Source organism: Hahella chejuensis KCTC 2396, assembly GCF_000012985.1.
Classification (GTDB): domain Bacteria; phylum Pseudomonadota; class Gammaproteobacteria; order Pseudomonadales; family Oleiphilaceae; genus Hahella; species Hahella chejuensis.
The window spans coordinates 3,893,495-3,916,731 of sequence record NC_007645.1; the positions used below are offsets into that span (position 1 = coordinate 3,893,495).

General features: G+C 48.9%; 25 protein-coding genes and 2 pseudogenes. 5 read left to right on the top strand and 22 right to left on the bottom strand.

Annotation, left to right across the window (positions count from 1 at the left end):
• The first annotated feature begins 161 nt into the window (after window positions 1–161).
• Window positions 162–1,256, top strand: a complete 1,095-nt coding sequence (locus HCH_RS16820) for an efflux RND transporter periplasmic adaptor subunit (RefSeq protein WP_011397559.1) — start codon at window positions 162–164, stop codon at window positions 1,254–1,256.
• Window positions 1,253–4,381, top strand: a complete 3,129-nt coding sequence (locus tag HCH_RS16825) for an efflux RND transporter permease subunit (RefSeq protein WP_011397560.1) — start codon at window positions 1,253–1,255, stop codon at window positions 4,379–4,381. The genes HCH_RS16820 and HCH_RS16825 overlap by 4 nt, the downstream gene beginning before the upstream one ends.
• A gap of 68 nt (window positions 4,382–4,449) precedes the next feature.
• Here HCH_RS16825 and HCH_RS16830 read toward each other — a convergent pair whose 3' ends face one another.
• The 14 genes and pseudogenes from HCH_RS16830 to HCH_RS35230 form a co-directional block, all read right to left on the bottom strand.
• Complete coding sequence (locus HCH_RS16830) at window positions 4,450–4,713, bottom strand: hypothetical protein (RefSeq protein ID WP_011397561.1); 264 nt, start codon at window positions 4,711–4,713, stop codon at window positions 4,450–4,452.
• 117 nt (window positions 4,714–4,830) lie between these two features.
• Complete coding sequence (locus tag HCH_RS16835) at window positions 4,831–5,289, bottom strand: hypothetical protein (protein ID WP_041598731.1); 459 nt, start codon at window positions 5,287–5,289, stop codon at window positions 4,831–4,833.
• 306 nt (window positions 5,290–5,595) lie between these two features.
• On the bottom strand, window positions 5,596–5,850 hold the full coding sequence (locus tag HCH_RS16840; protein ID WP_011397563.1) for a hypothetical protein: 255 nt from the start codon (window positions 5,848–5,850) through the stop codon (window positions 5,596–5,598).
• A complete protein-coding gene (locus tag HCH_RS16845) occupies window positions 5,847–6,332 on the bottom strand; it encodes a hypothetical protein (protein ID WP_011397564.1) in 486 nt (161 codons plus the stop codon). Before HCH_RS16845 ends, HCH_RS16840 begins: the two co-directional genes overlap by 4 nt.
• 469 nt (window positions 6,333–6,801) lie before the next feature.
• A complete protein-coding gene (locus tag HCH_RS16850; RefSeq protein ID WP_011397566.1) occupies window positions 6,802–7,518 on the bottom strand; it encodes an SMI1/KNR4 family protein in 717 nt (238 codons plus the stop codon).
• 4 nt (window positions 7,519–7,522) lie between these two features.
• Window positions 7,523–8,194 carry a hypothetical protein gene (locus tag HCH_RS16855; RefSeq protein WP_011397567.1) on the bottom strand — a complete coding sequence of 224 codons (672 nt, stop codon included), beginning with the start codon at window positions 8,192–8,194 and terminating at the stop codon, window positions 7,523–7,525.
• Entirely contained in the window at window positions 8,191–9,168 is a 978-nt protein-coding gene (locus HCH_RS16860) for a DUF4123 domain-containing protein (protein WP_011397568.1), read from the bottom strand. The genes HCH_RS16855 and HCH_RS16860 overlap by 4 nt, the downstream gene beginning before the upstream one ends.
• Before the next feature lie 68 nt (window positions 9,169–9,236).
• On the bottom strand, window positions 9,237–9,506 hold the full coding sequence (locus HCH_RS16865) for an immunity protein Tsi6 family protein (RefSeq protein WP_011397569.1): 270 nt from the start codon (window positions 9,504–9,506) through the stop codon (window positions 9,237–9,239).
• Between the two features lie 107 nt (window positions 9,507–9,613).
• A complete protein-coding gene (locus HCH_RS32460) occupies window positions 9,614–10,012 on the bottom strand; it encodes a hypothetical protein (protein WP_011397570.1) in 399 nt (132 codons plus the stop codon).
• Between the two features lie 9 nt (window positions 10,013–10,021).
• Complete coding sequence (locus tag HCH_RS35030; protein WP_011397571.1) at window positions 10,022–10,909, bottom strand: RHS repeat domain-containing protein; 888 nt, start codon at window positions 10,907–10,909, stop codon at window positions 10,022–10,024.
• A 229-nt stretch (window positions 10,910–11,138) separates the two neighbouring features.
• Window positions 11,139–11,573 (bottom strand): hypothetical protein, encoded by a 435-nt coding sequence (locus tag HCH_RS16880; protein ID WP_148212595.1) that lies wholly within the window; start codon window positions 11,571–11,573, stop codon window positions 11,139–11,141.
• A 176-nt stretch (window positions 11,574–11,749) separates the two neighbouring features.
• On the bottom strand, window positions 11,750–12,589 hold the full coding sequence (locus HCH_RS16885) for a hypothetical protein (RefSeq protein ID WP_011397574.1): 840 nt from the start codon (window positions 12,587–12,589) through the stop codon (window positions 11,750–11,752).
• Window positions 12,590–12,592: 3 nt separating this feature from the next.
• Window positions 12,593–13,072, bottom strand: a complete 480-nt coding sequence (locus tag HCH_RS33865) for a hypothetical protein (RefSeq protein ID WP_148212596.1) — start codon at window positions 13,070–13,072, stop codon at window positions 12,593–12,595.
• Between the two features lie 73 nt (window positions 13,073–13,145).
• Window positions 13,146–13,355 (bottom strand): annotated as a pseudogene (locus HCH_RS35230) (RHS repeat-associated core domain-containing protein); the annotation flags it as partial.
• 27 nt (window positions 13,356–13,382) lie between these two features.
• Here HCH_RS35230 and HCH_RS35235 point away from each other — a divergent pair.
• Window positions 13,383–13,649, top strand: coding sequence for a hypothetical protein (locus tag HCH_RS35235; RefSeq protein ID WP_420794864.1), 267 nt, complete (start codon window positions 13,383–13,385; stop codon window positions 13,647–13,649).
• Between the two features lie 107 nt (window positions 13,650–13,756).
• Here the strand turns inward: HCH_RS35235 and HCH_RS34810 are convergent, their stop codons facing one another.
• A complete protein-coding gene (locus HCH_RS34810) occupies window positions 13,757–15,037 on the bottom strand; it encodes an RHS repeat domain-containing protein (RefSeq protein ID WP_238384907.1) in 1,281 nt (426 codons plus the stop codon).
• Between the two features lie 27 nt (window positions 15,038–15,064).
• On the opposite strand from HCH_RS34810, the gene HCH_RS34815 reads away from it, so the two are divergent.
• Window positions 15,065–15,217 carry a hypothetical protein gene (locus HCH_RS34815; protein WP_238384908.1) on the top strand — a complete coding sequence of 51 codons (153 nt, stop codon included), beginning with the start codon at window positions 15,065–15,067 and terminating at the stop codon, window positions 15,215–15,217.
• A gap of 222 nt (window positions 15,218–15,439) precedes the next feature.
• A pseudogene (locus tag HCH_RS34820) lies at window positions 15,440–15,589 on the top strand (IS3 family transposase); the annotation flags it as partial.
• A gap of 90 nt (window positions 15,590–15,679) precedes the next feature.
• Here the strand turns inward: HCH_RS34820 and HCH_RS16905 are convergent.
• The 7 genes from HCH_RS16905 to HCH_RS16935 all read right to left on the bottom strand — a co-directional run bounded on the left by HCH_RS16905 (window position 15,680) and on the right by HCH_RS16935 (window position 23,128).
• Window positions 15,680–16,000, bottom strand: a complete 321-nt coding sequence (locus HCH_RS16905; protein WP_011397578.1) for a hypothetical protein — start codon at window positions 15,998–16,000, stop codon at window positions 15,680–15,682.
• A gap of 103 nt (window positions 16,001–16,103) precedes the next feature.
• Window positions 16,104–16,586 carry a hypothetical protein gene (locus HCH_RS16910; RefSeq protein WP_041598735.1) on the bottom strand — a complete coding sequence of 161 codons (483 nt, stop codon included), beginning with the start codon at window positions 16,584–16,586 and terminating at the stop codon, window positions 16,104–16,106.
• Window positions 16,583–16,885: a hypothetical protein gene (locus HCH_RS16915; protein ID WP_041598736.1), complete on the bottom strand. Its 303-nt coding sequence runs from the start codon at window positions 16,883–16,885 to the stop codon at window positions 16,583–16,585. Before HCH_RS16915 ends, HCH_RS16910 begins: the two co-directional genes overlap by 4 nt.
• Before the next feature lie 108 nt (window positions 16,886–16,993).
• Window positions 16,994–17,816 (bottom strand): IS5-like element ISHch3 family transposase gene (locus HCH_RS33205; RefSeq protein ID WP_085944396.1). Its coding sequence is split into 2 segments (ribosomal slippage): window positions 16,994–17,492 and window positions 17,491–17,816, totalling 825 coding nucleotides; the frame shifts between segments, so codons are not numbered across the junction.
• 122 nt (window positions 17,817–17,938) lie between these two features.
• Entirely contained in the window at window positions 17,939–18,355 is a 417-nt protein-coding gene (locus HCH_RS16925; protein ID WP_011397580.1) for an RHS repeat domain-containing protein, read from the bottom strand.
• Between the two features lie 200 nt (window positions 18,356–18,555).
• Window positions 18,556–18,879, bottom strand: a complete 324-nt coding sequence (locus HCH_RS16930; protein ID WP_011397582.1) for a hypothetical protein — start codon at window positions 18,877–18,879, stop codon at window positions 18,556–18,558.
• 10 nt (window positions 18,880–18,889) lie between these two features.
• Window positions 18,890–23,128 carry an RHS repeat-associated core domain-containing protein gene (locus HCH_RS16935; protein WP_011397583.1) on the bottom strand — a complete coding sequence of 1,413 codons (4,239 nt, stop codon included), beginning with the start codon at window positions 23,126–23,128 and terminating at the stop codon, window positions 18,890–18,892.
• Between the last annotated feature and the right edge of the window lie 109 nt (window positions 23,129–23,237).

Here is a 23,237-nt window from a genome sequence, read left to right on the forward strand (position 1 = left end):
AAGCGCCCAAACCAAAGTGATAACCTTTCTCGTATAACAATGACGCCCATATTGACGGCGCCGTCAGCGTCCTAAGCGAGCCCACCACGCCAGGCCGCCCGAATCCGTCGGCGCGCACGATGCGCTTGTATTAATGTTTTTTCAGGCTAAGGACTCAGGACATGTTTTCACGAACGCTGAACGGGGCGCTGGCAGCAGCCCTGCTTGGTAGCTGTATCGCAGCGCCAACATACGCCGCCGGCAAACCGCCCACTGCCGTCGTCGCCGCCTCCGTGCAATCCGCGCCCTATTACGACAAAATCGAAGCCCTCGGCACCGTCAACGCCAACGAGTCGGTGAACATCACCCCGAAGATCACAGAGAAAGTCGTCAGCGTCCATTTTGACGACGGCGCCAGCGTCAAACGCGGCGACTTGTTGATCAAACTGGACGACGAGGAAGAACAGGCCAATCTGCGTTCGACGCTGGCGGTGCAGGCGGAACGGGAAAGCGCCTATCGTCGCGCTCAGGAGCTTTACAACCGCCGCGTCGGCAGCGAGGCGGATTTGGATGCTGCCCGCGCCCGCGTGGATCAAAGTCAGGCGGAAATCGAGGCCATTCGCACCCGCATCGCAGCCCATCAGATTACCGCGCCGTTCAACGGCGTACTTGGCTTGCGCCATATCAGCGTGGGCGCGCTGGTGGAGCCCAGTGACGTATTGACCACCCTGGATGACCTCAGCGTCGTCAAAGTGGACTTCGCCATCCCTTCCGTTTTTCTCGCCAACCTGAAGCCAGGGTTAAAAGTGGAAGCTGAAACCAGCGCTTATCCCGGCCAGACATTCACAGGCGAACTTAAGAGTATTTCTCCCCGTGTCGACCCGGTCACACGCACCGTGCAGGCGCGGGCCGCCTTCAATAACCCGGGGCGCATGCTACTGACCGGCATGTTGCTGCAACTGGACCTGCAATCACGCCCGCGCACCGCTCTGGTGATACCGGAAAGCGCCATCTCAACGGTGGGAACCTCCCATTACGTTTTTCTGGTCACCGCAGGCGAAACATCGAAAGCGCAACGCCGACAGGTGGACATCGGCTCACGCAAAGCCGGCAAGGTGGAGATTCTGCAAGGCCTGAACGAAGGCGATCTGGTGGTCAGCCACGGATTGGTGAAAATCTCCGACGGCGCCGCAGTGAAAGTCATTGCGGTGGATGACGGCGCGCTCAACGTCGCCAAGCTCTTGCAAGGCGAACAGCAGGCGGAACAAACCGAATGATGCTCTCAGACCTCTCCGTCAAACGCCCGGTGTTCGCTTCGGTCATCGGGCTGTTGCTGATCGCCTTCGGTTATCTCTGCTTTGAGCGTCTGCCGTTACGGGAGTATCCCGCCATCGACCCGCCGGTGGTGAGCGTCACCACCGACTATCCCGGGGCCGCCGCCAATGTGGTGGAAACCCGCATCACTGAAGTGATCGAAGAACGCATCTCCGGCGTCCAGGGCATCGTGTCGATTTCTTCCCAGTCCAGCAACGGACGCTCCCGCATCACCATAGAATTCGACATCGGCCGCGACATTGACGCCGCCACCAATGACATTCGCGACCGCGTCTCCCGCATCGCCGACAACCTGCCCGCCGAAGCGGAACCGCCGGACATCGCCAAAGAAGACAGCAGCGACGATGTGATCCTGTGGTTGAACCTGTCCGCCACCAACATGACCGTGCCGGAGCTGACCGACTACGCCAACCGCTATCTGGTGGACCGCCTGTCGGTACTGGACGGCGTCGCCCGCGTGCGCGTCGGCGGCGGCAAGGTTTACGCCATGCGCATCTGGCTGGATCGCAGCGCCATGGCGGCGCGGCGCATCACAGTGACGGATATTGAAGGCGCGCTGCGGGCGGAAAACGTAGAGTTGCCAGCCGGCAGCATCGAATCCCGGGACACCCAGTTCACCGTACGCACCGAGCGCAATTTCCATACCCCGGAAGACTTTCGCAAGCTGGTGATCGGCGCTGGACAGGACGGCTACCTCATTCGCCTCGGCGACGTGGCCAAGGTGGAGCTGGGCTCCGTCGAGGAGCGGGGAATCTTTCGCGGCAACGGCGAAACCATGGTTGGCGTGGGCGTCACCAAACAATCCACCGCCAATGTGCTGGATGTGGCGCGGGCGGTGCAGGCCCAGGCCAAACGCATCAACCCGACGTTGCCGGAAGGCATGACTCTGCAGGCCAGTTACGACTCTTCCGTTTTCGTGGAAGGGGCCATCAATGAAGTGGTGAAGACCCTGTTTATCGCCATCGGGCTGGTTATCCTGGTGATCTGGGCGTTCCTGCGCGACCTGCGCGCCACCCTTGTGCCGGCGGTAACCGTGCCGATTTCCCTGATCGCCACTTTCTGCGCTCTGTACGCCTTCGACTTCACCATCAACATGTTCACCCTGCTGGCGCTGGTGCTGGCTATCGGGATGGTGGTGGACGACGCCATTGTCGTGCTGGAGAACATTTATCGTCGCATGCACGAGCATAACGAAACGCGATTGGTGGCGTCATTCCGCGGCAGTCGTCAAATTGGCTTCGCCGTTATCGCCACCACTATGGTGCTGATCGCCGTATTCGTGCCGATCGCCTTCCTGCAGGGCGATATCGGCCGCCTGTTTTCTGAGTTCGCCCTGACTCTGGCCGCCGCGGTGGCGTTCTCCAGCGTCATCGCCCTCACCCTGTCCCCGGCGTTGGCTTCGAAGATTCTGCCCAGTGACGACAAGGCCCAGGGGCTGAGCGAAGGCGGTCATTTCTTCCATAAAGTACAGCATGTCTACGGCAGGATTCTGGCGGGTTGTCTCAAGGTGCGCTGGTTGTTCGTTATCCTGATGCTGGCGATTTGCGCCGGCTCCGCCTGGCTGTATAAAGATTTGCCGGAGGAGTATGCGCCCAAAGAAGACCGCGGCGCGTTCTTTATTCTGGTGAACGGCCCGGAAGGCGCGACCTACGACTACATGCTCGACTACATGAATGAGATTGAACGTCGCCTGATGAAGTTCGTCGACTCTGGTGAAGCGCAACGAGTGCTGGTGCGGGCCCCACGCGGGTTCGGCAATATTGAGAACTTCAACTCGGGATTCGCCCTGGTGGCGCTGAGTCCCTGGGGAGAACGCCGCTCCGCCTGGGACATCATGGACGATGTGCGCAAATCTCTATCGGACTTGCCGGGCGTACGCGCCTTCCCAGTCATGCGGCAGGGGTTCGGCGGCGGCATCTCCAAGCCGGTGCAGTTTGTCATCGGCGGCGGCACTTATGAGGAACTGGCGGAATGGCGCGATATTCTGTCCAAGGAAATCGACGCCTCCAATCCCGGCCTCGCCGGCGTGGACTTCGATTACAAGGAAACCCGCCCTTACCTGTCCGTGCAGATCAACTATGATCGCGCCGCCGATCTGGGGGTAAAAGTGCAGGATATCGGCCGCACGCTGGAGTCTGTTCTCGGCGGCCGCACCGTCACCACCTATCTGGATAACGGTCAGGAATACGACGTCATTGTGGAGGGCGAACGCGACGCCCAGCGCACCCCCGCCAGCATCCAGAACATCTATGTGCGATCACAGCGCAGCGGCGAGTTGATCCCTCTTTCCAGCGTGGTGACCCTGCGCGAATTCGCCGACTCCAGCAATCTCAATCGCTTCAATCGACTGCGCGCCATCACTCTGGAAGCCAATCTGGAGGACTCCCTTACCCTGGGCAAAGCGCTGAGCTATCTGGAAAATCTGGTGGAAACCCAGCTTCCCGCTCACGCCCAGATTGACTACAAAGGCCAGTCAGCCGATTTCCGCGAAGCGGGAACCGCGCTGGCGACCACATTGGTATTGGGCATACTGATTGTATTCCTGGTATTGGCGGCGCAATTCGAAAGCTACGTGCACCCGTTCGTGATCATGCTGACCGTGCCGTTGGCGGTAGCGGGCGGCATGCTCGGACTCTACATTACCGGCAATTCGCTTAACCTGTACACGCAGATAGGCTTGATCATGCTGGTGGGTCTCGCGGCGAAAAACGGCATTTTAATCGTAGAGTTCACCAACCAGCTACGCGATCAGGGGCTCACTTTCGATAACGCCCTGGTGGAAGCGTCCATGGCCCGTCTCAGGCCGATTCTGATGACAGCGGTGACCACCATCGCCGGCGCTGTGCCGTTAATGCTGTCCGACGGTCCCGGCTCGGAAACCCGCTCAGTCATCGGCATCGTCATCCTCTGGGGCGTCTCCGCCGCCACCCTGTTTACGGTGTTCATCGTTCCTGTGGCGTACAGCCTGCTGGCCCGCAAAACCCGTTCGCCCAAAGCGGTGGAAAAACAGCTGGAGGAAGAACTCAAGCTGCATGAAGACCACGCCATAGAGCATCTGGCGGATTAGATTCACTCCTCATAGCCCGTCGGGAAGGCGATTGCCGACGGGCCATATCCTTTAGCGCCCCCTTGTCATCAATGAGACGGCGCGTTTGGAGTTTGCTTTGGGTGGATAGCAGGAGTAATTCTTCGTCCCTGATACAGCGCGCTATCCCGCAAAAACTCCCTTGCCAACTGCGCCGCTGCAACTTGGTTATCCCTCACACTGGCGATTTCCTGCTCATTCAATTTAACGCTGATATCCTGAACAAAAGGCCCTCCAGTCAGAAAAGTCAGATACCAATCCTCACCTTCTTGCATCAGTAAATAGGAATACGCCTCTTGAAAAATAACTTTCAACAAGCCGCCTCAAAAGAAAAAGTAAATCTGTGGCGGTTGACCGACGCGCTGATTTTTTGATAATTGATTATTATCGTAATTATAAATAATCTATCTATTACCATTTTCGTCATTATATTAAGAAAGCTTCCTGCTGACGACACGCACCCAGTCTTCAACATCTATTTGATCATCGGTTTCAACAGAAAGAAGCTGAGTAAACATCTGAGTTGAAGTTACTATTGCCCAGATAGAAAAAAGACAGGCCTCATAGTCGTCTTGTGTTAAATCTGGAAATTCAGACAGTATCATCCTTCTAATATTTTCGTTAGCCCAGATACTGTCTAATAAATCAGCAACAAAAACATTTCCATTTATCGTAGCTATGCCTTGACGTATAACCTCTCCCTCTTTCTCTGTGCTTGCCCAATGCAGCTTACTCACAAGATTAAGTGATTCATCAGAGGTAGAGCCATGAAGAAGCATCCCCGCCCTTATACGATCAGTGGCCCTAGGCAGTTCCTCATTAGGCGTTAACCTAGTCGACAGCTCCTTAATAATGCAATTAAGAACTTGCTTTCCACTGCCTTTTCTCATAGTCATGCCTTATGCTTTTATTTAAAATTCCGCCAATTTTCGTTTTGGAAAATCAGTCTGATAATCCATGAAAAAATCACAGATAGGAGAGCATACTTAAAAAAGCGCCTATTTTTAATCTCAATAATTAACGATAAACTTCTACAGCCACTCCCACCCACGCAGGAAATAACGCTGCCTTCTGATGTCACTTCAATATAAAATATGAGGTATACAGCTGAGCCAATTTAGTCTTTGGTCTAAACAGCAGTACAGGCCATTTTGCGATTACCTGACCCGATCCTACCTATCGATGGTAGAACCGATTTAGTTCTTTGGAGTTTGTTTTGGATAGATGGACGGCGTAATTCTTCGCCCTTGATACAGCGTGCTATCCTGCAAAAACTCCCTTGCTAATTGCCCTGCTGCGACTTGATTATCCCTTACCCTGGCAATTTCCTGCTCATTTAGCTTCACGCTGATATCATATATCCCGCCCCCTCCCGAAAGAAAAGTCAGATACCAATTTTCTTCGTCTTGCATCAGCATATAAAAATATGCCTCTTGAAAAATAAGCTTCAACAAGCCTCTTCAACCTCTCTCATACAGGCAAAAACCACATCGCTTCCAAGCTTTTCGATATAACTCGCATGAATCTCCAGTTCAGGCTTCACTGCGTCATATAGGCCTGCGTGATGCAGTAAAGCCAAATAACGCCGTAAGAGTAGCGCCGCCGGGCTGTCATGACTCGAAAAGAGGTTAACCCCCGCCATCCGTCCCCGGTTCTTTTCCGCAAAATAAGAAGATAGGTTCGCTAGTAGATGAGAAAGTTCCTCACCCGTCATGTCAAGCCCTGCCATATAGGCCAAAAAAGCCTCTTCGAATTTCTCGCCACTCTCTTCAGATTCCGCTACAAAACGGCAGACTTGACCACTGATATTAGCCCCGTGCACATGTCCAAAATAATCTGGACTACGCACGAAATACCGATCTTTACCACGGAAAAAGTCATCAATTTCATTGTGATTGGGGGCGTACTCAAACGTGTTGGGGTTAGAGACCAAGATTTACCTCTTATGCCTTCAGTTTAGTAGTGAAGCGACTGCTGTCATCACACTGTATTGTGGGCTTTAATGTATTCCAAAGTCAGATGCTCAGGATTCCCCGTCCAGCCTTTTTCTAAATCAAAAACGTAACCAGTATTTTGATTGTTATAGCAGTAGAAGGTGGAGCCTTCCTCTCTGATAGCTAAGCCAGTTCTCTTTCCAAAAAAGTCACTTCCACAAACTGCTCAAAATTATCGCCATAGTAAATCAACTCATCTCCGGCAAGATAAAAGCGGCCATATTTATCCAATCTCTGGATTTATCAGGAAAGATATGTCAAAACTCAATACGGCTAAAGCAGGAGTTCATAAACACCTTATAAAACAGATCATGAAGCCAACAAGCCTTTGTAGGGGTAAGGCAGCAAACTAACTAATCTCTAAGTTACTGATGACTGAGCCTTCAGCCATTCACAAGCAGCGCTATCTCAATTTATATTTGCCCCAATAATCTTCGCATATCTCTGTGCCGCCTTATTAGCTCCATAACCACCAAAGTACAGCATTAGTCCTCCTTGCTCAGTAATCTCAGCGAAATACTTTATATTTCCCCCTTCTCCAACAATCCTAATCTGATCACACAAATCATCTACAGGAGGACCAAACTCCTTCAACATTCTGCTAATTTCTTTATATGTTTCATTTTTATTAGAACATTTCAGGCACTCTTCAACAGATTTAACCGGAGATGATATATGCGCGCTTTCTGCATCACTTAATATTTCGTATTTCACATAGGCTTTTTGACACACTAACTTTTTAAAACTATCAGCATAGAACTGCCCAATATCACCACAACTACTATAATGAACAAGACCATTAGATACGTTCATTGCAAGATCAATTCCTGCATGTCCTGCACCAACAATCATCCAATCACCTTCAGGGAAATCCTCAGGAAATTCGTCAATTTCCTCATAAGTTAGAATTAGGTTTTTCACATCCGTAAATGCTGGAATACTACTTAACAGCCCGCCATCGTTTACTCCAAAAACTTCAAGAAAACTTACATAATCCTCCGGGAGTTTCTTCCCGACAGCATCTTGTAGTTCATTAATTTCTTTATCGCTAGCACCTAGCACCGAATTATCTAGATTTTCGTCAATACAGCGATACTTTTCTTTTATTTCATGCGCCCAGCTCATATATTCACCCCTTCATCGCCTTCATCGCCTTCATCGCCTTCATCGCCTTCTTCATATATACTTCTTCATTATATTTATCAGAGCATGTATCGCAAGGATTCATTTCCGTACTAATATATTCTTTTATTTCATCCTTATTAGGTCCAGAATACGCATGAGGATTAGCCGTCTTTCCTCTCCACTGAGTTGACATTCCAGTTATCGGGCTATCTATTTCACTGGCAGATACAGCACATTTTGGCTCTGCACAAGCTCCCGGCATATTTCCTCCGTCTATTTGAGCAACACCATCCTCTTCGCCTAGTGTTTTATCACATACACTGTACTTCCCATAGCCGTATTTCTTATCCAATACCTGCTGTAACTTTTCTCTATTATTCTGAAATTTTTCTGAGGCCACATTTCCTGACAAACCTACACTGATACGCCCATCTTGATGTGTAAAGACATTAACTGCGGGGCTGCTTTTCTTACTTATCACCCCTTCCATCGACTCTATAACCTTTCTTGCTTCCTCTTGAGCCTCACGTGTTCTTGGGGGGTATTTATATGCTGTGTCTGGTCTCTGGTTAATTTCAGTTTCAGATTTATTGTTTGGACAGTAGCTTCCCGCCACCTCATTAAGGTTAGCCTCACTCTCCAAGCCTTCCTTTTCGAATTCACTTTCATCCATCATGCTAGTACTTCTTCCATTATTGGCTGACTTCTACAGTAGTAATAAAGCGCTTCCAGGCGGCGGCTCAAGGAGCCAAAGTTTCTATTCTCAAGATAATCAGAGCGAATCCAGGACAAGGACTTGTTATCCATAAAATCCCAACCATAAAGCACGCAGATATTGAGAAAGAAGAAGGCATCTTGGCGAATAGTGGCGCCGATACTTTGGGCCTGCTTGATTGCAGCCTCAAAACGCACAAAAAGCTCATTGTCATTCAAAGGCTGTAGCTTTTTCGTATAACGCCTCTTGAACAGTTTTACCATTCGCCGAACATATGCGTCCGCACTAACTTTGGCCAAAAGATCCCGTTGATCTGGTCTAATTTTCATTCCCAGACCACTAGATTCGGGATGTTTGCTAAGGTCAGTTATGTATAAATCGACCTCTGCTCCTGTGTCATTACTAGTACGCACTTCAAGCTCAATACCCCTGCGCCGATACCGACGAGAAAACGAAGGCTCGTCACCCTCCATCCAGAAAGCGCCAATATCTCCCATAATTTTGTTTATCTGCGTCAAATCGCAGCTTGGCAGTAGTGCACCGAGAAAGCGTGGATCACAATACCTAAAGTACCAGTTCTCATTATTGGGACCGCGAACTTTAGCAATTCGCCGAAAATGTCGCACCAGATCAGGCATGGGCTTATTGCTTGCTAAAAAAATCCCCCAACTTTTTCCCCACGTTTCTTCAAACAACCAGTTGCTGAAGCTGCCTTCCTTCAGCTCGACTATATGAGGAGATGCAGCTTTTAATTCCTCACCAACCTTTGGCCAAAAAAGAGTAGAACTATCGCAGGAGCTCTGGGTAATCGCAGGATATAGTCCATCATTACTGGCACAATCAATCAGCGCATAATAATGTCGATAACCAGGACAACACCCTTTGAAGGTTTTTAGTGTCGGCTTTTCGTATAAACTCGCATCATTAGTGGGCATAAATTATGCGTTTCACTCCTTTAAACTCCTTAACAGCTCTTTCTAGACAGACCAGCATGGGCCTACGTTTAGCTTTCTAACTCCAAATCAAATGCAATATTCTGACACTTCTTTAAAATTTGCGACAACTCTGGATCAGACTCTTCAAACTCTCTAACAGCAAAATGCCCAAGAATTATCTTATCTAGCTTACTTTCATCTTTTTCCTTTCCATCAACTATCGCAAGCAAATAATTAAGTTGCCTAGCTATACTATGGTAAATTTCAAAATCCGGCGTTAGCTTAAGCCTTTCTTCATTTATTGCTATAGCTTCGCATAGTGTTTCTTTTTTATTCATCCAACCACCGCTTTATAGCTCCCTTTATTAGCGCTAGCGGAGATTAGCTTTGTTCGCCTACTGCTATGGCCCAGCGCATACTGCATAATGGTCTAATCACTGACAATTCAGTAATTATCTGTCACAAGCTTTTTATCTACATATCTGATCCTGTTCTGCGGCCCATGGCCTGCATATTCGGTATAGGTTAAAAATACCGCCTTACAAATCATGCAAACATTTATATATGACTCATGGTAAGGGTAAAAATGAATGGCTATTGGAGCATCCTTGCTCCAATAATTTGTACCGTCTACGTGATACTCGGTATAACCATTCTTTTTTATTGACTCTTCTGCGCCTTCAAACTCTGCTATAGGTTTGATATTTTTACTAGTATCTGGAGTGATATTTGACCATCCCCTTAAGTCTTGCTTTCTACAGAATTCACAGGCATCAGTATTTTCTTCCTCTATTAGTTTTAGAAGTGACTCAAAATCCATTTTAACCAGCTTTTCTTGACTCATTATTTGCACCTACTTATCTTTAATTATCCTTGCATTTTCAAATGCCTTTTCATATCCATCTAAACTCTTTCCATGATCAACTTTCTCTGCACCAATAAGAGCAGCCTCTGTAGTTCCTGATTTAGTTTTCCCTCCTGGGACCCATTCACCAGGAATAGCACCAAATTCATTCCCTGTAGGCATTTCATAAGAAAATCTAGAGTCTCCTGGCTTTATTTGCACATACATTATTCTATCTTTCTCCAGTCCTTTTAAATCCATATCGCTTAGTCCGAGATTTAGCTCATCATTTAAAACATTTAAGTCACCAGTTGATTCAAATTTCTGAATAACCTGATCCATTTCTGACTTTAATCCTACAAACTTTCTTGGAGGGAGTGTCGAATGTCGGCTACCAATAGTCCAGCTTTCAACCACTATAAAAGCGCCGCCTTCAGAGGCAAATTTTTGCTTATAACTATCTATATAGGATTGAGGTAGGTAAGAAGCTGGATCATCAGGCTTACTACCTCTAGGCATACCTTCAACTTCCTTCATCTTCTGATAACTTTTTGCCGCCTCAGTACTGTTCGCAAAGTGTCCCTTAGTGTCTTTTTGGAACTGGTTCCAAGAGTTTTCCTTACAAGTCAACCCATACGGATCGACCCACCCCGTGGGATTCGGCGCATATTGATAGTTGTTGTCTCCCCCCAACAGCCCAACTGGGTCCTGGTTGATGAACCGTGCGGCGCTGGGGTCATAATAACGGCGCCGGTTGTAATGCAGGCCGGTTTCTTCGTCGTAGTATTGGCCCTGGAAGCGCAGTGGGTTCTGTACGTCTTCGACGTCTTGCAGCGCCAGATTGCCGTAGGCTTTGTAGCGGGCGGACCAGACGACTTCGCCTTCCGCGTTGGTCATTTCCTATGGCTTGTCCTGGTGGTAGTAATAGACCTGTGTATTCTGGATGAACGCCAACCGATGGAAGGAGCTTGTTCTTATAGACGTAGAGTTTGTTCAGAAATAGCTAGAGGGGCTCTGAAGAGAGAGTAGTCATTCACGCCAATCTGTACCTTCCCCCTCCTAGGGCTCAAAACATAAAGTCTCCCACCTTTAAATCATAAACTTCAACTCACTAGCCATCAAAAGTTTAATCAGCACTCATTCCCTTCAGGTGCTCCCTCAGCTTTAGTAAGTGCTTGCGATAATTTTCAACCACATACACTTCATCTCTATCAAGTTTATTTGTATAAAAGTCCCTCAAATCTACTTCGCATGCATCGATCAATTCTTGATCCATTCCTTTGTTTCGGTAATTCTCTATTTTATCTTCAGAAAACGGAAAAAATTTTATATATTCAGACCTTTTTTCGAGAATATCACTCAACGCTAATTCTGAAAAATTTTTCAGACATTCTTCTAACGCACTTATATATGCATCAGTCACAAATAAACACAGATCTATATTTTCCGAATAATATTTAACATACTCCTCACACCCTTTCTCATCTTCATCAAAGTCATATATATACGGGGGAAGATATGAAAGCCTAGAATCCCTTATCTTAACAATCATTTTTTTCACAATATTTTTCAAAAACATAATTTTCCGGAAGAATTTTTTCCAAAATCAACTTATCAGAGACAGGCGAAGTAGTTTTATCCCTCACTTGATCATTTTTACTAAGTAACCAAATAAAAAACTCCCAATAAAACAGGCTACTTAATAACTGCCATCTAAAGTTACCAAGGGTAAAAAAACTAGCCGCCCATGATCATACGGTTAAGCTCACAGATAGCACCTTCAACACTAGAGGCTATCTGAAATTTATTCACCGCCCCCCTGAGTGCTTCCTTATTTTCATCTGCGAAAACAAATTTTATTGGACTATCAGGCTCTATAAACCCCGAAGGATAAAGGCTAATATCATCTCCCCACACATAATCCAGCAATGTCAAATCTACAACGACCATATCCGGTTCAAGTAGAGTACAAACCTCTCTAAGGGCCCACTTTATTTTTAATGCATCCTCCTCTCCACCAGAACCATGTCGATACTTTCCGACAATTTTAATGCACACTCCTCTTATTTCCTCCCCCCAGGACGAGGCCTCATAACTTATATCCGAAATATCAAACGAAACACTCTTAGAATTATTCACTATGTAATCATGCGAAGCACAGTCCACATATATATTTTTGAAATATTTTTCAAAAGAAACAGGCAAGTCCTTTACTGCAGCCTCAATAGAATCAGAAACAATTACATTATCGATATTTCCAACCTCTTTACCTGTAACAATATAGCAGTTTCTTCTCCTCCTTATAAAGCGAGAAAACACATAATCAAATACAATTTCATTGACTTGACTTACTTTACTAACATCAAAAATCATCACCTTGCTCTTCATAAGCTCAAAAACCATACATGAAAGCAAGTACAGCATCTTATCAATTATAACTGAGTCATATTTGTCAAAGCGAACTTCTGATATATTAACAATTGCCACATCAGCAGTTGATCGAGGCAATTTAAGACACACTATTTCCAGCTCAAAAAAATCTGAAAAGGGTGGAATTGTAATTTTTTTCAGCTTCATCTATTATGATTTCCTCGTAATGACATAGTCGCTTTCTTTTTCTCTTTCAATAACTGACTTATTTAGCAATACCGCATCTGCTTTTCGACCGAGTTGATTGCTAGTTGTCTCGCTAAATTCGTCTAAAACCTCTTGCAAAACTGGATCTAACTCTTCCATTTTGTCTGGTTTTAAACGTCCATCATCTGTAAAGTATCTTGCATATCGTCTTTGTAATTTGTCACTGGTAAAAAAGAAGTCTACGTCACTTGCTTTTAGCTCACCACGATCAACCCGATATGCGCCGCCTTTTGAAGATACCCCCGTTAACTGCGCTCCCTCTGATTCCAATTTCCACATCATCAATCCCGAGTAAAGCAAGTTTATTTTTAAGATACCCTGATCTTTCCATAAGTTCGCCAGCATTCCTAAATCCACGAACTTTTTTCCCAGAGACAATGGTTTTTGATTCCCGATACGCTCTTCGCCTTCTTTGCCTATCACAATCTTTAGCCTGAAGTCCAAACGGATCGACCCACCCCGTGGGGTTCGGCGCATATTGATAGTTGTTGTCTCCCCCCAACAGTCCGACAGGGTCCTGATTGATGAACCGTGCGGCGCGGGGGTCATAATAACGGCGCCGGTTGTAATGCAGGCCGGTTTCTTCGTCGTAGTATTGGCCCTGGAAGCGCAGTGGGTTTTGTACGTCTTCGACGTCTTTAAGCGCCAGGTTTCCGTAGGCTTTGTAGCGGGCGGACCAGACGACTTCGCCTTCCGCGTTGGTCATTTCCTGCGGCGTGCCCAGGTGATCCAGATGGTAGTGGTAGACCTGTTTGTCCTGGATGAACGCCAGCGGGCGGAAGCTGTTGGGTTCGTAGACGTAGACTTTGTTGAGGTGGTTGCGCTGTTCCGAGAGCAATACGTCGCCGTTCCACAGGAACTCGGTCTTGCCGAAGGCGTCCTGTTTGGCGATGCGGCGTCCCAGGGCGTCGTAGTCGTAGCAGGATTCCGACGCGCCCAGGCTCTCTCGCAGCTATCGACCCACTTTGAGGGGTTGCTAGACGCTCAAGTGGAACTGTAACGGGATTGACATAGAGCCTCTGCTTTAATACCGCCTCTTTCTTTTTTAAAAAGGAAGTGCTAGATAAGACTGAAATATTCACTCTTTTTATACGAAAGATATTTTTTCTACATTTCATCAAGCATATTTAGCGCATCGCAAACTTCTTCCCTTATAACTCTATTGTTAATATTTTTCGCCGCAATCAACCCTTCTTTTGCTATCCTTCCTGCCGGTCTGTCAAGCGTTGCTATCCAGTGCAGGCAGTCAATACATTTTATATTTATATTAAAATTAAAGTCTCCATTTAATTCATATGGAATATAATTCAAAAGAGAAGTTGTCGCCTGCACCAATAATTCGTCATTTATTGGCTCCTCGACAAGATCGGAAATCAGATCAACAACCGCTTCAGGATGAAACTCCTCTTTATAATTATCCAAAATATCGCAGAAATATTTCATGTAAATTTGTTTTGGATTCTCTCTGCAAAAATAAAAGAGTCTAGCAACTAGCCCCCAATTCCTGTCGTGAATGGCACTATCAATAAGAGAAGAAATTACTTCCTGTGGAGGTGAAGAGATGTCTCTTAGATCATCGAAAGAGCAGCTGGCAATCTGATTCTTAAATTCGAGTTTGTTCATGTTTTTTTTCTTGGAGTCTATTTTTGTCATTTTAATCGGTTTAAATAATTCCTTTGTTTCTGGGCTCAGGCCATAATTCAAGCTCCCTCTCTCGCTTTTCAGGTGAATATATTTTTCTTTTTCAGATAATGCATTAGTAAATTCCGGCAAACTGGAAAATTTGCTTAACTCAGGTTGGTTGGGAGCACGAGCGCCATGTTCTTCCAACAGACTTCTCGTGCCAGCTGGCACTTCCAATTTAATAAGATGGTCGTATTTTTTCTGTGTTTTGGGTTTACTTTTATACATCAGATATAAAGGATAGCTTTTATCTTGGGTAACAAAGTAGTCTACGCCTCGGGGAACAATATTATTTTCTTTCTGCATTCTTTCCCACTCTTTATCACAAACAGCTCTATAAAAAATTTCGACATCTGCACACTGCCCTCCGGGCAGACTACTCTCTGCCGTAGGTTGCACTGCTTCAGCCTTAGGACAATCCCCAGGTTTGGCAGTCAACCCATACGGATCGACCCATCCCGTGGGGTTAAGCGCATATTGATAGTTGTTGTCTCCCCCCAACAGTCCGACAGGGTCCTGGTTGATGAACCGTGCGGCGCTGGGGTCATAATAACGGCGCCGGTTGTAATGCAGGCCGGTTTCTTCGTCGTAGTATTGGCCCTGGAAGCGCAGTGGGTTCTGCACGTCTTCGACGTCTTTAAGCGCCAGGTTGCCGTAAGCTTTGTAGCGGGCGGACCAGACGACTTCGCCTTCCGCGTTGGTCATTTCCTGCGGCGTGCCTAGGTGGTCCAGATGGAAGTGATAGACCTGTTTGTCCTGGATGAACGCCAGCGGGCGGAAGCTGCTGGGTTCGTAGACGTAGACTTTGTTGAGGTGGTTGCGCTGTTCCGAGAGCAGCACGTCGCCGTTCCACAGGAACTCGGTCTTGCCGATGCGGCGCCCTAAAGCGCCGTATTGTAAATAAGCCGCTTGATCCAGTTATTCGCTACTTCAGCGTCAAGCTCCTAAACCTGCGGGTCGATGATATCAACCGCGTTACAACCTAGTCAGATCTCGTTTGTGTAGCGTTCATTGTGTGTGTTTTCTAGTGCTATAACGTAGGTAAGGCGTGTACTCAAAAGTCTGCGCCTTATAGCCACATTGTGGGCGTGTGGAAAGCCCAAGAGGCTTACTCATCACAGTGATCACGACAGGGTAAAGTACACTGAGCGTTTGGATGAGGCAGGAATTAGGACCTCTCCTTCTGGTAGCGTAGAAGACTTCTACGACAACGCCTTGCCAGAAATAGTCAACGACTTGTACAAGACAGAAGTCATCTACTAAAACACCACCTGAAAAGGGCTGGATAAACTTCGATCAGCCCTTCTCACTTATGTGAGTGGTTCAACATTTGTCAAAATATTGACATCAATATATATCCTTCCTCTCAATATTTTCTATATCAATCTTCAATAACTCTAAAAAATCAGGCCCATACTGCTCTCCATTAACATGCAATTCTATCTCAACCCCACTTTCTTTAAGTTCATTTACCATCTCATAAACCAATCTCAAACCACAGTAAAACTCTGAGGCTTTCAGCCGGACATTACATATAGAGATTTTTCTTTTTATTGTTTCCGCGACAGATGAAACAGGGACATCAATATATTTTATAATTATTTTTATGGTTGAAGCCAGATCGTCTTCACTAACGACAAAAACCTCAACATTCAAATCTTTTTTCATTTAGCTATATGTCCTGCTTTTGCAACCACACCATCTTTTTTCTTCGTATCACAAATTTCCCTGTATAGTTACCTACAATACCTCAGAAGCACTTTGATTAAACTCAATCTTCATGAGCATCATGGTGCTTATTGTATGCATTAATCACCACACGAACCCAATCATCTATATTGATATCATCCTGAGTTTCAACTGAACGCAAATATGAGAACATTTGAGAGGATGACGTCATAGCCCAAATTGAAAAAAGACAAGCTTCGTAATCGCCCTCTGTCAAAGAAGGATATTCATCTAATATTAGTGACTTAACCTTATCGTTACACCATATACTTTCTAGTATATCTGAAACAAACACATTCCCATTTAAAGCAGCCAGTCCTTGGCGCACCACTTCTCCATCTTTCTCTGAGCTTGACCAGTGAAGCTTACTAACCAAGTCGAAGTTAGTTTCTGATGTAGAGCCATGAAGCAAAAGACCCGCTCTTATTCTATCTGTTGCTGCCGGCAGCTCCTCTTTATCGATCAGTTTTGTCGAGAGTTCATATAAAATTTTAAGAAGAATTTGTTTCCCGCTACCCTTTCTCATTCTACAGTTACCTTTTTAACTTTTTCATTAAACTCATCCAATAAGTTTATGCCAATACCGAATGCTCCCGGTTCATTATCTTTCGTAAATACTCCGTCAGGAAAGCCGGCTTCTCCCACATCCATATCCCAATAGTCTTCGGATAGGCTTTCGAGCCACTGAATGGTACCTGGCTCTACAAACATAGTTACTGTTTTCTCATGTCCTTTCTTGCTTAAGCTTTCTTGCTTATTCTTGACAGATACCCATTTTGCGCCTCTGCTGCCATGTTTTGGAACTAAACCTTTAGCTTCCATCATCTGAGCTGCTTCATCCTGATTTGTGCGCCTTACAATAGTCTCATACGAGTCTTTATCTTTCTTTTTCTTCTTCGGGCAATCTTTCGACTTAGTAACTATCTCATAACCTCATTGACGCCCCTGTAGCCGCCACATCCGCCGAAACCATAACAGACCACATGCCAATTGCAGCAATCCCAGATAGTTGCTGTCCTTTTTGTCATAGCGAATCAGTAACGCACGGCACTTAGACAGCCAACCAAACGTGCGCTCCACTACCCAACGCCGGGGCTTTCCACTTGGATGACGGTCCGCTGGCTGCGCCTCCTCGCCAATTCGGCAGATATGCGGTATGTAGTCATGCCGGGCTGCCACGTCTTCGCTCGCCACATTGTCATACCCCTTATCCAGGCATAAATGCTGCCGCGCCTCCACCGTTGGAGCCGGACGCTCTACCACAATCGACTCCAGCGTCGCTTCCAGCAGCTTATGGTCGTTGACATTGGCTCCGGCGATGACGAGTCCCAAGGGGCCTCCCTCGGCTTCCACCAGCAGGCTTTTCTTGGTTCCCTTCTTGCCTCGGTCTGTCGGGTTCGGCCCCACATTCTCCCCCCCCAAAGCGGGCTTTCCCCAGCCAGCCGTCCGCACTTTGCCATTCCCAGTCCACCCCTTCCAGTTCCTGGCAGTCTCGCAATAGACTCGCCCAGATCTTCTCCATCACGCCGTTTTTACTCCAGCGCTGAAACCAGCGATGGACCGTGGCGTCATCCCCAAATCGGCGGGGCAACTGGTTCCACTGACAGCCTGAACGCATCCGAAAAATAATCCCGTTCAAATAGCCCCTCCAGTTGCCGATGGGGCGGCCACCCTTGGCGCTGGGTTGCCAGTCTTCTTTTAAAATGGGTTCGATTCGTAGCCATAGCTCGTCCGGTACTTCCCATAGAGTGTCCAGGGGTTTCGATTTACTGGACGGGGCGCTTGAGTCCTTTTGTGACATGACGTTTCCTTATCAGAGAAGTGGCGCCTCAGTGAACCGGCAAAGGTTAAAAAATTCAAGTGGGGGTTATGAGATAGTTACTTAGCCATTAGACCCAAAGGATCCACCCACTCTATGGGATTCAGCACATATTCGTAGTTGCTCTCACCTCCCAGTAACCCTGCAGGGTCCTGGTTGATGAACCGTGCGGCGCTGGGGTCATAATAACGGTGCCGGTTGTAATGCAGGCCGGTTTCTTCGTCGTAGTATTGGCCCTGGAAGCGCAGTGGGTTCTGTACGTCTTCGACGTCTTTCAGCGCCAGGTTGCCGTAGGCTTTGTAGCGGGCGGACCAGACGACTTCGCCTTCCGCGTTTGTCATTTCCTGCGGCGTGCCCAGGTGATCCAGATGGTAGTGGTAGACCTGTTTGTCCTGGATGAACGCCAGCGGACGGAAACTGTTGGGTTCGTAGACGTAGACTTTGTTGAGGTGGTTGCGCTGTTCCGAGAGCAGCACGTCGCCGTTCCAGAGGATCTCGGTCTTGCCGAAGGCGTCCTGTTTGGCGATGCGGCGTCCCAGGGCGTCATAGTCGTAGCAGGATTCCGACGCGCCCAGGCTCTCTCACAGCTATCAACTCACTTTGAAGGACAACTAGACGCACACATTGATCTGTTACTTAAATGACCCAGAGCTTCCCCCTCCCTGCCCTATTAGAGTTAAATCTTCTTAATAAGAGAGTTAATTTCTTTTTTTAAACTTTCAAGAAGTTTCTTTTTCTCTTCACCATCTACATTCAATGAACATATTTCATACACTATACTTCTTGCTTTAGAGTATACATGACTGGGAGTAATAGGTTTTTTAAAATTTTTAAAAACCTCTCGCTCCTCTTCAGTAAGGCTAATTTGGACGCTTGTCGGCATCATCACGAGATTGTTTTCTTTAATATCTATCTGATGCGCAAAGAATGTGATGCGAGCACGACCAACTTCTGTGTAAAGAGCTCCACCATGTTCTTGGAAAATGCACAACTGTTTCATATAGTTTTGTCTAACCTTTTTTATATGGTTCTACTTTATGCTTTTGTATATTGGTGACTTTAGGATTTTTATTTAAAGCGGGCTCTTCGTACTCTTTCCATATAGCGCCTTCATAAGCCTGAACTACATTTACATCTCCTGAAGCACGCTCAGCATAATCCTCTGATATCGCGGACCATAACCGCCTTCCGTCTGTTGGCTTTCCTGATCCCCAGTCTTCGTAGATGAAGAACTCGTCCAGATATTTCCAATTATTAAATATATTTCCTCCAGGAGTCATCTCCAGAGTGGTCGCCCCTGGAATACTTTCTCTCAAATTTAACGCAAACTCTTCTGCTTTAGGGTAATTTCCTGACCAGAATACTGCGCCATTATTTGGGCTACTTAAATCGAGAAGCTCAGCCATTTTATCAAAGTCTCTGGCTTGAAAAAGCTTCCATGCAGCAGATGCCTCCGTAGAATTTTTAAACTGCCCTTTGGAACGCTGCTGGAACTCGTTCCACCTATTTGGTTTGGACTCCTTACAAGTTAACCCAAACGGATCCACCCACCCCGTGGGATTCGGCGCATATTGATAGTTGTTGTCTCCCCCCAACAGTCCAACGGGGTCCTGGTTGATAAATCGTGCGGCGCTGGGGTCATAATAACGGTGCCGGTTGTAATGCAGGCCGGTTTCTTCGTCGTAGTATTGCCCCTGGAAGCGCAGTGGGTTCTGTACGTCTTCGACGTCTTGCAGCGCCAGATTGCCGTAGGCTTTGTAGCGGGCGGACCAGACGACTTCGCCTTCCGCATTGGTCATTTCCTGCGGCGTGCCCAGGTGGTCCAGATGGTAGTGGTAGACCTGTTTGTCCTGAATGAACGCCAGCGGACGGAAGCTGTTGGGTTCGTAGACGTAGACTTTGTTGAGGTGGTTGCGCTGTTCCGAGAGCAATACGTCGCCGTTCCACAGGAACTCGGTCTTGCCGAAGGCGTCCTGTTTGGCGATGCGGCGTCCCAGGGCGTCGTATTGGTATTCGGTCTTTTGCCCGTCTTTTTCGATGGCGATCAGCTGGTTCTGCTTGTTGTACTGGTAACGGGTCTCCAGCTTGCCGCCTTTGCCGCGTTTTTCACGAATCAGGTTGCCGGCGGCGTCGTATTCGAAGTGGCGGTCGCCATGGAAATTCAGGCGGTTGCCCTTGGCCTGATTCTGACCATCGAGAATATTGCCCGCCGGGTCGAAGGCGAATTCTTCGTTGCAATAGCCTTCGACGGTTTTCAGGCGATCCAGGGCGTCGTAACGGTAATGAGTGGTCCCTTTTCTCAGGTCGTCGATGAGCGCCAGATTGCCGCTGGCGTCATAACCGTAGCTGCGCTCGATGATGCGCGCTTTGCTCTGACGATGACTGACCCGATGACGGATCAGGCGTCCCATGACGTCGTAGTCGTAGCGGGATTCCGCCGCGCCTTGGCGGCGACGTAATTCGCGTCCGTCCTCATCCCGTTCGATGCTGGCCAATACGTCGCCATTGAAACTGGCCTGGGTGAACAGGCCATGGCGGTCATAGCCGAAGCCGAGGACGCCGCCATCCGGCAACAGGGATTGGATGCGGGCGCCCAGTGGATTGTATTCATGACGCAGTCGCTGCCCGTCCTGGATTTCCTCCGCCAGACGTCCTGTCGGCGTATAGGCGAATTCCAGGGTGCGGTAAGGGTTGCTGGCCTGCGTCAATTGACCGTTGGCGTTGTAGGCGAAGCGGCTGATGTCGCCGTCCGGGCTGTGCTTTTCACGCAGGCGCCCCATGGGGTCGCGCTTGAACAGCGTGGTGTGTTGCGCGCGAATGCGTTCGTCGTCATGTACGCCTTCAATATGCGCTTTCAGATGGCCCGCCGGGTCATACTGATATTGCTGCACCCGGCCGTCGAAGCCGATTTCCTGAATCAGACGCTCATTGCGGTCATAGGCCAGTTCATAGCGCTCGCCCTTTTCGTTGATCAGGCCGATCAGGTTGCGTTCTTTATCGTACAGATACTCAAATGTGTGGCCGGCCGGGTCGATGCGTTTGCGCACCTGGGCCAGGCCGTCATACACGTATTCGGTGCAGCGGCCGGCGGCGTCGATAAAGTGCGTCAGCTGGTCGTTGGCGTTGTAACGCATTTTCAGGACGGAGCCGTCCGGGCGTTTGACTTCGGTGACGTTGCCGTTGCGGTCGTACTGATAGGCCGTGGTTTGTCCCTGATGATCGGTGGCGGCGCGGACCTGTCCCTGCGCGTTGTAGGCGTAACGGGTGGTGTGCTGGTTGTCCGTTTCGCTGACCAGTTGGCCTTCCCGGTTCCACTGCAGCTCCCGGGCCTGTCCCAGGGCGTCGATGATCTTTTGCGGCAGCCCCTGGGCGTTGTATTCGTACTGGGTCTGCGCGCCTTCTGGATCAGTGATGCGGGCCAGCAGGCCCTGTTCGTTGTACTCGCGACGCCAGACATGGCCGAGGGCGTTGGTGATCGCCACCGGCATGCCGTCGTCGTTGTAGTCGATTTTGTAATGGCCGCCGTTGGCGTCGATCAGGGCGGTTAACTGGCCGTTGTCATTGTAGGCGTAGTGGGTGCTGTGGCCGTTGGGATCGGTCTGCTCCACCAGATTACCGGCGTTGTCGTACGCGCGTCGGGTGATTCCGCCTTCCGGATCGATTTCTTTAACGATCTGGCCGCGATCGTCATAGTGGAAAGTGGTTCTGCCGCCGTTGCTGTCGATGGCGTGGGAGGTCTTGTTGGCCGGGTCCCATTCGAAGCGGTAGTCATAGACGCCCTGGTCGCCCCACTGACGCACACAGCGGGCGGCTTTGTCGTAGCGGCTCCACTCGAAATAAAAGCTGAAGCCGGTCTTCAGGGTGCGGCGGGTGATGACGTGGTTGCGATAGGCGTAGGATTCACCCGCGCCGGCCGGGTCCCGCACCTGCGCCAGATCCTGGGCGTCGTCGTATTCGTACCTGACCAGGGTGTCCACATCGCCGTCCGCGCGCAGCGACTGGATCTCGCAGATCAGTCCCTGGGCGTTATGCAGCACGTACAGACGTTTGCCCCAGCTGGTCTGAATAAGAGTGACCGGTCGCTCGTAGCCGTCCAGGTCCTGCCAGTATTGAATGCGCACGCCATTGCCGACGCCATCCAGCAATCCTTCCAGACGGTAGACGCCGCCGGCGCCCACAAACAGGCGGATGGGCTCGCCGCGTTGTTTAAGTACGTAATGGGTGTCGTCAATCCGGCGCAGTTCCAGATGTTCAGCGGCGTTGCGGACGGTCTGGCCGGGTTCCGCCAAAGGAAAATCAATATAGCGGCCTTCGTCCGTGGTGAAGACCAAACGTCCTTCCTGCTCCTCCAGCTGCTGACACAGCATGTGGGTCCAGCCCACGCCCAGACCGCGTTGATGGGGATTGGAGGATTTGTAGGTGCGCTTCCAGATAATCGGCAGAGGGCCGGCGACGGTGAAATCGGTCAGATCCAGCAATTCCTCGCCGGTGACCATGCTGATAGGTTCGCCGCTGGTGCAGACCTTTTTGTTATCCGGCGTGGTCGCGCCATTGTCATTGCCGCCGGATTTTTCGCTGACGCTGCTGTCGCTCGAGGGTGACGCGGAGCCAGCTCCGCCGGATTTTTCGCACTCCTCGCAGAAAGGTAACTCATCTTTGGCGGTGTTCTTAAGAGCCTGTGCTTGCGCCTGCTCATCCACCGCGCTTTCCGGCGCTGCGGGAGCCGCCTGGGCGGGAGGAGCGGAATAGGTCTTGGGTGGAGCCTGATGACTGGTGGACTCTCTGGGTTTGCTTTCCCAACCTGGGTTGCCATTTAGCGCAGTGACATCCATGACTTCGCCGGTAATCGCCGGCGGTGGTGGTGGTGCGGGGTTGGCGCGATTAATCAGACGCACGGCCAAAGTCAGTTCAGACACATTGGGCTTGAGGCCGTCTTCGCTCTCGCTCACAACAGAGCAAAACGGCTTTTTCTTGTCGGTAAAGACCAACAGGATTTCGCCTCGTTCGAGCCCTTTAACAAAGTCTTCTTTCCACTTACGCAGATGCCGTGAACCTCGGCCGGGAAACCCGCCAAACGATGAGCGAAAGTGACTCCCCTTTAAGTGATTAACGACATCGCCGACTTTGGCGTCTATGTTCAGACAACGCTCGGCATAGCTGGAAGCGAAAAAGGGGGATTCTACAAACGGCAGGTCCGCAACGGTGATGTCAGACCAATGCTTAAATACATAACTGCGAGTGGAATACATTCGGAGTACGTCCTTTGTAAAGCGACACAGCAAGCCAAACGGGCCATGGCGTCATGAAAACGGTTACTGGTAACTGGGGGCGATCAGCGAATACCTTAAAACTAACAAC

Bases quoted from the DNA above. Each gene is read 5' to 3' on its own strand.
- HCH_RS16835 (WP_041598731.1), bottom strand. From the start codon at position 5,289: ATGAGAAAAGGCAGTGGAAAGCAAGTTCTTAATTGCATTATTAAGGAG.
- HCH_RS16885 (WP_011397574.1), bottom strand. From the start codon at position 12,589: ATGAAGCTGAAAAAAATTACAATTCCACCCTTTTCAGATTTTTTTGAG.
- HCH_RS16865 (WP_011397569.1), bottom strand. From the start codon at position 9,506: ATGAATAAAAAAGAAACACTATGCGAAGCTATAGCAATAAATGAAGAA.
- HCH_RS16910 (WP_041598735.1), bottom strand. From the start codon at position 16,586: ATGAGAAAGGGTAGCGGGAAACAAATTCTTCTTAAAATTTTATATGAA.
- HCH_RS16820 (WP_011397559.1), top strand. From the start codon at position 162: ATGTTTTCACGAACGCTGAACGGGGCGCTGGCAGCAGCCCTGCTTGGT.
- HCH_RS16905 (WP_011397578.1), bottom strand. From the start codon at position 16,000: ATGAAAAAAGATTTGAATGTTGAGGTTTTTGTCGTTAGTGAAGACGAT.
- HCH_RS35235 (WP_420794864.1), top strand. From the start codon at position 13,383: ATGGTAGTGGTAGACCTGTTTGTCCTGGATGAACGCCAGCGGGCGGAA.
- HCH_RS16850 (WP_011397566.1), bottom strand. From the start codon at position 7,518: ATGAGCTGGGCGCATGAAATAAAAGAAAAGTATCGCTGTATTGACGAA.
- HCH_RS34815 (WP_238384908.1), top strand. From the start codon at position 15,065: ATGGAAGTGATAGACCTGTTTGTCCTGGATGAACGCCAGCGGGCGGAA.
- HCH_RS16915 (WP_041598736.1), bottom strand. From the start codon at position 16,885: ATGATGGAAGCTAAAGGTTTAGTTCCAAAACATGGCAGCAGAGGCGCA.
- HCH_RS16860 (WP_011397568.1), bottom strand. From the start codon at position 9,168: ATGCCCACTAATGATGCGAGTTTATACGAAAAGCCGACACTAAAAACC.
- HCH_RS34810 (WP_238384907.1), bottom strand. From the start codon at position 15,037: ATGACCAACGCGGAAGGCGAAGTCGTCTGGTCCGCCCGCTACAAAGCT.
- HCH_RS16855 (WP_011397567.1), bottom strand. From the start codon at position 8,194: ATGATGGATGAAAGTGAATTCGAAAAGGAAGGCTTGGAGAGTGAGGCT.
- HCH_RS35030 (WP_011397571.1), bottom strand. From the start codon at position 10,909: ATGACCAACGCGGAAGGCGAAGTCGTCTGGTCCGCCCGCTACAAAGCC.
- HCH_RS32460 (WP_011397570.1), bottom strand. From the start codon at position 10,012: ATGAGTCAAGAAAAGCTGGTTAAAATGGATTTTGAGTCACTTCTAAAA.
- HCH_RS16825 (WP_011397560.1), top strand. From the start codon at position 1,253: ATGATGCTCTCAGACCTCTCCGTCAAACGCCCGGTGTTCGCTTCGGTC.
- HCH_RS16935 (WP_011397583.1), bottom strand. From the start codon at position 23,128: ATGTATTCCACTCGCAGTTATGTATTTAAGCATTGGTCTGACATCACC.
- HCH_RS16930 (WP_011397582.1), bottom strand. From the start codon at position 18,879: ATGAAACAGTTGTGCATTTTCCAAGAACATGGTGGAGCTCTTTACACA.